Source organism: Pseudomonas sp. GV085 (assembly GCF_003050925.1).
In the GTDB taxonomy this organism is placed as follows: Bacteria; Pseudomonadota; Gammaproteobacteria; order Pseudomonadales; family Pseudomonadaceae; genus Aquipseudomonas.
This window is the reverse complement of sequence record NZ_QAOV01000030.1, coordinates 1-7,292: the sequence shown is the minus strand read 5'-3', so window position 1 is coordinate 7,292 and position 7,292 is coordinate 1. Positions and strand designations below refer to the sequence as shown.

Sequence of the window (7,292 nt, the reverse complement as noted above, 5' to 3'; positions counted from 1 at the left end):
CCGATTTTGCAGGAGGTCATAACATGTCATGACGGATTTTTGCGCGGTGGTTGTGACAGTACGTGGAGCGAAAACGCCAGCTATCGAGCCAGGGGGAAGTGTCGGGTATTGGCCGTTTTGTGCCTGTCACGACCGGCTGAAAACGACCCGATATAGCCATTGGTGACTGCTAAGGATTTCAAGAAAGCCACTACTCGCAAACATCATATTGAAGGGGCGCCCCCCCTGATGAGACCGCCATTTTTCAGTTGATTGATCAGTTGCCCGCTGGCAAAGGCAGGTTGATGCCTTCTTTTTTCAGGGGGGCACGCACGTATTGGAATTTCTGGTACTGCGACAGCTCGATCGGCCCCTCGTAACCCATGCTTTGCAATTTGCGTGGCGGGTAATCGACGCAGGTTTTCATCAGCTTCATGATCGCGCCCGTAATCGGCACCATTGTCCAGGTGCGCTCGGTAAAGTTGTTCATGAAAAGGTCATGGCGCTCTTGCGGGTCTTGCCACAAGTCAAAGACTTGCGGCACGGTGGCCACATATTTTAGTGCGCCTTTCCATCCCAGGTTAGTGTCTACGGCCAGGCCACCGGTTGGCGCGCCATCAAATCCAAGTCGCCGAGAATCTCGTGATTTTTCGTGCCTTCATCGTGTTGGCAACCGGGTGATGAGTGCACAATCACATGGACCCTTGGTGCATTGACCACCGAGTAATTAGCCTAGGTACTGCGTACAGAATCATTCCCCCCTGACTGCATGACCATGCACAAGTTAAGGCGCAGGGTAGAGTCTAGTGCGGTTTTCCAGTTGAACGGGTAATTACCCGACTGCATCTACTGTTCTTTCTGAACACGGTTCAAAAACCTGATCTACGCTCAACTTGCGCTAGGGCTAACCCTCAGCCTTACAGTAGCGATGCAATTGTCCAATTCTCTCCCCCTGAGAAAGGAACTGTTAATGAACAAAGGTTTTCAGCTTGCTCGCTTTATTGCCTTGGCGATGGTCTGGTCTGAATCTGGCGTCGCTGCCGATAGCCAGGCAGAGCTAGCCAAACAATCCCTGAATCCGGTCGCCGCGCTATACAGTTTGCCGATTCAATATAACTGGAACCAAAAACTCGGCCCCAGCGGTGAGGGGTATCAGAGCGTTACCAACATCCAGCCGGTGCTGCCTTTCAGTCTCAACGAGGAGTGGAATCTGATTTCCCGCACCATCCTGCCCGTCATCGATCAGCATGGCCTGGTGCCCGGCGGGGTTGCCGATAAATCAGGTGTGGGAGACGTCACTCAAAGCTTCTTTTTTTCACCCAAACAGGAAACCGCCAACGGCTGGATCTGGGGAGCAGGCCCAGCCATATTGGTGCCCACCGGCAGCGACGAACTGCTGAGTAGCGAGCAATGGGGATTGGGCCCTACAGTGGTGGCGCTCAAGCAACATGACGGCTGGACCCGCGGTATTCTTGCCAACCACATCTGGTCGCTGGAAAACAGCCCGCCGGATGACAAGGACAAGGTCAACCAGACGTTCCTGCAACCCTTCTTCAGCTACACCACTCATACCTACACCACCTTCGGTATCAATACCGAGTCCACCTACGATTGGCAAACCCGGGAGTGGTCTGTGCCGATCAACTTGTTCGTCACTCAGTTGTTCAAAGTGGGCCATCAACCCATGACCCTGCAAGCCGGCCCGCGTTACTGGGCCGACAGCCCGGAAGATGGACCCGAAGGCTGGGGGTTTCGGGTAGCGTTTACGCTGTTGTTTCCTAAATGAATGCAACGCTGTAGGGCTATTGAGTCAGGAGTGCTCGGGATATTCCTTGCTTTTCGGAGCCAGGCAAAACCCAAAGCTTTTGCATTCCTACTTCGTTACCCCGTTGAGCAGCACCCCATACGACTGAAGAAACTCTACCGTCCCGTGGAAGATCAAGCCTACACCCATCGCCGAAACGAAAAAACCGACGATCCGGGTCGCGGCGTCGATGCCTCGCGGGCCAATCTTTTTGAGGATGGTATTGGCGTAAGCCAAAGACAGATAGGTGACGAACATGGTGGCGCAGATCGCCAGTGCTACCACGGCAAAGTGCAGTATGGCGCGGTCGGTATCCTTAATGGTGCTAGTCAGGCCAATCACTGTGGCGATGGCACCGGGGCCGAACATGATCGGCATGGCCATGGGTATGAAGGATACGTCCTGGTCACTTTTGCCACCGTTTGGAATCAGGTTGCTGTTGGGCGATGGGGCAAAAAGTTCGAAGCCGATGCGCATCAGAATTACCCCGCCGACTACCCGAATCATACTCAGGGGAACCTCGAACAAACGCAGCAGCAGGTTGCCGAAAATCAGAAAGAAAAACATCAGTAGTAGCGCATAAAGGCAGGCCTTGCGTGCCACGTGACGCTGCTCGGGGACGCCTTTGTCTTGCAGCAGACCCAGGAAAACCGGGATGGCCTCAAGTGGATTGATGATTGCCAGCAGGGTGGTGAACATGCCGAAAAACAGGGTGAGATACGCATTCATTGATGACCCGCCAATTGCGTTGTGTACCGACTCACCATAGCTGATCAAGAACAGTTCGCCTCAATCATTGCCGTAAAACCCAAGAGATGGGGGGAGTGGAAGTTTACAGAGAGGCATAAAATGGATGAAGGCAGAATTGGGCGATGGATATTGTTTACCATGCTCAAAGGCAAGCCCATTAGCGCCGAGGATGCCTCAAAAATCATCGGTTTTTTGAAATCACACCACTCATGTATTGATTTAAATCGCGCAGATCTTGAATGCTCCATGAGTGCGGCGATAGCTTTACACCATTCTCCCGCAAAGTTTTTGGAATCAAGTCTCCATTTGGACGAAGTATTATCGATGATACAATCACGCCCGGATAATCATTCAATCGTTTTTTGAAAACGGATGTTGTTAGATCAGGTGCAGGAGGATTGCTTTTATTAGCCAATGGTCCTGTTGCTTTGAGATCCATTCCGTGGCACATGGTGCATCGCTGTACATAGAGATTTTTTCCATTAACATTATCCGCGAAGGATAATGATGTTTGAATTAGCGATAAAATTCCTAGTGAAGCGATGAATGATATTTTCATTGTTTTTATCTTCCTTGATGGATCAGCAGCGTTTGCAGGCATTTGGCGCTGATGCCAGATGTGCAACGGGTGATCCGGTTAATGCGTGTGCGGGCATTCACAGGGGCGCTTTCAAAAAGCGCTGTTCATGATCAGGCTCCGGCAACAGGCACGTGTCGTATTTCCCGAAGAGCCGATAACGATTGAGCGCAATGCGGTCGTATGCCCAATTTCGAAGTTTGCGAGGGACGATGCGCAACAGGTTCACGGGGCGCCAGAGTGCGGAAAACTGGGCGATGATTTCGAAAAATGCATCCGAACGGTCCCAGTAGTATCGGTCGCGGATCACCGCCATGGTGTCGAATTGATCCATGGGCAAACCTGCCCACGCGAGCAGAGCCTGCCCCTCGGGTGACTGAACCGCCGCCAACCGCACTCGCCGCTGGCGGTCATGGCGAATCAAGAACCTCACCCAGCCATTGCACAGCTTGCAGACACCGTCGAACAGGACCACCGTCTCTCCTGGTTTGAGCAGTGGCGCGGGTGAGGGGCGGATTTGCGAGGCTGGCATAAGCGTGGGTCCAAGGGCGCCTGGTTATCCCGGATCATAACCGTGTGCCAGCGTTAAAGTCTGCATTTGGCTGTGGATTCAACCGGTCGATGCAACACAACTGAATTCTGTGTAAGCAGAAGGCGTATTGCCGCAGTCCTCAGTCAACTGTGGAAAGGCCATGCTTGTGTGCATAGGCGTACAGATCTACGCGGTTCGTCAGGCCCAGCTTGCTGTAGATCGATGTTAAATGGTTGCGTAGCGTGTGCTCGCTGATATGCAGCTTCTCGGCCACCAACTTGCCAGGGGCTGAGGGGTCGCTAGCCAGCGATGCAATGGTTTGCTGCTCGCGGCGCGTTAGCTTGGCGATTTTTTGTTGCTCCGGGCCTATATCGCGCTCGGCTTTCTTGCGCGCCAGTTCAAGGAAGATACGGCTGGTCGCATTGCGGTCAATCCAGAGTTCGCCGTCATGCACTTTTTCTATGGCTTTGAGCAATGTCGATGCGGATGCCGACTCCCGCTTGTCCACCACGCCACGTGCGCCCGCCAGCACCGCTCTGTCATGCAGCGCCACGTCGCTCGACCCTGTCACCACCAGAATCCTGGCGTTGGTCTGGCTGTGCAAGTCGGCCAGCGACTCGATACAGTCCTCGCCGTCCAGGTCCAGCACCACCACATCTGGCGTGTATTGATGCAGTGAAAGCAGATATTGCGCCACCGACGACACCGAACCCGCCAGCATCAATCTCGGTTGAGCGCTTTCCACCAGACGCTCAAGACCCCAGGCCACGAGCGGTAGTGCTACTAACAGGACTTGAATTGGCATGCAGGTCGCTGCCTCTTTAGACGGGCTGTGTTAGCTGATCATGATAGCAATCGTTGCAGCCTGTAGCTTTTTTCTATAGCGCTTCAGGCACCCCCTCCCATGACATTTGTCCCGTAAAGCCCTGTTTTCATGGCTGATTGACTCCCAGAAAAAAAGGGATAGCGCGCTCATGTAGAAAACAGCGGTCGTTTTTAGACTGCAACCATGAAAGGCACATTCCGAGTTGAGCCCCGTGAACAAGTCACCCTGTCGCTGAAACTGACCGGCGGGAGCCACGGCGTTACCCGTGACATCAGCGCCTCCGGTTTGTATTTCGAAACCGATAGTGAGCTGCAGGTGGGTAGCTTGATTGACTTCGAGATCGAACTCGACACTCCCGGCGGCCCCATGAAGTTCAAGGCTCAAGGACAAATTGTGCGCATTGAGCCACTAGGCGGCAGGACCGGGGCGGGCGTGAAGCTGCTGGCCAGCCGGCTGGTGCCGGTGGAATGAGGTTTTCGTGGGTTGAGGAAGAAGCGGCTTGTGGCTATTAGCGGTCCACGGCGGTTTTTTGCTCAGGGTGAAATTCTTGGGAGAAAGACATGGCGAGCACTACAACTACAAGCGGCGGAACCGTTACCTCGTTTTCCAACACGCCGCAGGGGAAGGATGACATCTTCACCACCACTGAAAATCTGTTGGGGGTCGTGTATTGGGACGTCATGTCCAATGACCTCGGTGGCAACGCGAAGACACTCTGGTCACTCGACAACGCGGACAGTCTTTCTACTGTCACCAAGGTTTATGCTCCGGCCGACCTCCTGGCCCAGGATACGGCGAGGGCTGAGGCGACGAGTTCTGACACCAGCGAGAACGGTGCAAAAATCTGGATCACCTCGGACGGCAAGGTCGGCTACGACGCCGCTACTTTTTCAGATGCTTTCAAGGCACAACTCCAGGCGCTGGCTACTGGCGAGCTCCTGACGGACAGTTTTACCTATGCGATTCGTCTCGGCAACGGAACGCTCAGTTGGGCCACTGCGACGGTACAGTTTTCGGGCGTGAATGATGGTATGACGATCAGCCTTGGCGCGCAGGCCGGCACGGTGACCGAAGACGCCGGGACCACGGCGAGCACGACCGACTTGCAGACAGCCAGCGGCACGATTGTCTTTGACGACGTCGACCTGAGCGACACGCACATGGCAACGTTCGCGCCGGCGGGGGGCAACTCTACTTATCTTGGTACGTTCGTGCTCTCGCCAGTAAGCGAAGCAGCGAACGCGGCCAACGGTTCGGTGCAATGGACGTATAACCTGAACAATGCGGCGGCGCAGTACCTGGCCCAGGGACAGACAGTCACCGAAACTTACCTGGTCACCATCAGCGATGGTCATGGTTCGTCGGTAACGCAGAATGTGACCATCACTATCACCGGCACCAATGACGCGCCGACGGTGACGGCGGCCGAGGTCGAAAGCGGTGCGGTGACCGAAGACGGCACCACGGTGGCCAGCGGCAGCTTCGCCTTCGGCGACGTGGACCTGGCCGATGACGCCCATGTGGCCAGCGTGAGTGCGCCGTCCGGGGCGCTGGGTACGCTGGTGGCCACTGTCAGCAATGAGAGCACCGGCGACGCGGCGGGCAGCGTGGGCTGGAGCTATACGCTGAACAACAGCGCGGCGCAGTACCTGGCCGAAGGGCAGATCAAGACCGAAGTGTTCACGGTGACGCTGACCGACGATTTCGGGGCGGCGGTGACCAAGAATGTAACGATCACCCTGACCGGGACCAACGACCGGCCGACGCTGACCATCACCGACCCGACCGGGGCGATGAACGAAGGCAACGGCGCGGCCACGCTGAGCGACAGCGGCGCGCTGAGCTTCGCTGATCTGGACAGCAACGACGTCGTCACGGTCAGCCAGAGCGCCAACCACGACCTCGTCTGGAGCGGCGGCACCCTCGGTGCGGCGCAAGCCGCGGCGCTGGTGGCTGGTTTCGCGGTCGATCAGGCCGGCTGGACCTACAGCAGCAACCAGAACCTGGACTTCCTGAGCGCCGGTGAAACCATCAGCTTCTCCTACACCGTGGTGGCGACTGACGACAGCGGCACGGGCAATGCGATCTCGACAGCGCAAACGGTGACGATCACCCTGACCGGGACCAATGACGCGCCCGTACTCAGCTTCGCGACGGGCAACGCGGCCGGCACGGTGCAGGAAGACACCACGCTCAGCGTGAACGGCCAGTTCAGCGCGGCCGACATCGATCACGATGCCACGGCCACCTGGAGCATCAATGGATCGCCAACCGGCACCTACGGTTCGATCGCCGTCGACACCACCGGCCAGTGGATCTACACGCTGGCCAATGGCACCAATGGGGTCGCCAGTGCGGTGCAGTCGCTGAAGGCCGGCGAGAGTCACAATGACGTGTTCACGGTACAGGTCAGCGACGGCCTGGGCGGCGTGGCCACCCAGCTGGTGACGATCACCGTCACCGGCAGCAACGACGCGCCCGTGCTCAGCTTCGCGACGGGCAATGCGGCCGGCACGGTGCAGGAAGACACCACGCTCAGCGTGAACGGCCAGTTCAGCTCGGCCGACATCGATCATGACGCCACGGCCACCTGGAGTATTGCGGGTACGAATACGGGCACCTACGGCGCGATCGCGGTGGACAGCACCGGCCAGTGGATCTACACGCTGGCCAATGGCACCAATGGGGTCGCCAGTGCGGTGCAGTCGCTGAAGGCCGGCGAGAGCCACAATGACGTGTTCACGGTGCAAGTCAGCGACGGCCTGGGCGGCGTGGCCACCCAGCTGGTGACCGTCACCGTCACCGGCAGCAACGACGCGCCCGT

General features: G+C 56.7%; 7 protein-coding genes and 1 pseudogene. 3 read left to right on the top strand and 5 right to left on the bottom strand.

Features of this window, described 5'->3' with window-relative positions; all coding sequences use genetic code 11:
* Window positions 1–256 precede the first annotated feature (256 nt).
* Window positions 257–604: pseudogene (locus C8K63_RS31335) on the bottom strand (arylsulfatase); the annotation flags it as partial.
* A 387-nt stretch (window positions 605–991) separates the two neighbouring features.
* Here C8K63_RS31335 and C8K63_RS29845 point away from each other — a divergent pair.
* Window positions 992–1,765 carry a transporter gene (locus tag C8K63_RS29845; protein WP_256357444.1) on the top strand — a complete coding sequence of 258 codons (774 nt, stop codon included), beginning with the start codon at window positions 992–994 and terminating at the stop codon, window positions 1,763–1,765.
* 87 nt (window positions 1,766–1,852) lie between these two features.
* On the opposite strand, the gene C8K63_RS29840 is transcribed toward C8K63_RS29845, so the two are convergent.
* The 4 genes from C8K63_RS29840 to C8K63_RS29825 form a co-directional block, all read right to left on the bottom strand.
* Window positions 1,853–2,560, bottom strand: a complete 708-nt coding sequence (locus C8K63_RS29840; protein WP_256595037.1) for a MarC family protein — start codon at window positions 2,558–2,560, stop codon at window positions 1,853–1,855.
* A gap of 154 nt (window positions 2,561–2,714) precedes the next feature.
* Window positions 2,715–3,092 (bottom strand): c-type cytochrome, encoded by a 378-nt coding sequence (locus tag C8K63_RS29835; RefSeq protein WP_108219954.1) that lies wholly within the window; start codon window positions 3,090–3,092, stop codon window positions 2,715–2,717.
* A gap of 97 nt (window positions 3,093–3,189) precedes the next feature.
* Window positions 3,190–3,642, bottom strand: a complete 453-nt coding sequence (locus tag C8K63_RS29830) for a thiol-disulfide oxidoreductase DCC family protein (RefSeq protein ID WP_108219953.1) — start codon at window positions 3,640–3,642, stop codon at window positions 3,190–3,192.
* Between the two features lie 139 nt (window positions 3,643–3,781).
* Window positions 3,782–4,447 carry a response regulator transcription factor gene (locus tag C8K63_RS29825; protein ID WP_108219952.1) on the bottom strand — a complete coding sequence of 222 codons (666 nt, stop codon included), beginning with the start codon at window positions 4,445–4,447 and terminating at the stop codon, window positions 3,782–3,784.
* 204 nt (window positions 4,448–4,651) lie between these two features.
* Between C8K63_RS29825 and C8K63_RS29820 the strand changes: the two genes are divergently transcribed.
* Window positions 4,652–4,939 (top strand): PilZ domain-containing protein, encoded by a 288-nt coding sequence (locus C8K63_RS29820; RefSeq protein ID WP_108219951.1) that lies wholly within the window; start codon window positions 4,652–4,654, stop codon window positions 4,937–4,939.
* An 89-nt stretch (window positions 4,940–5,028) separates the two neighbouring features.
* Window positions 5,029–7,292: VCBS domain-containing protein (locus C8K63_RS29815; RefSeq protein ID WP_218279808.1), on the top strand; the 2,264-nt coding region annotated here is incomplete at its 3' end.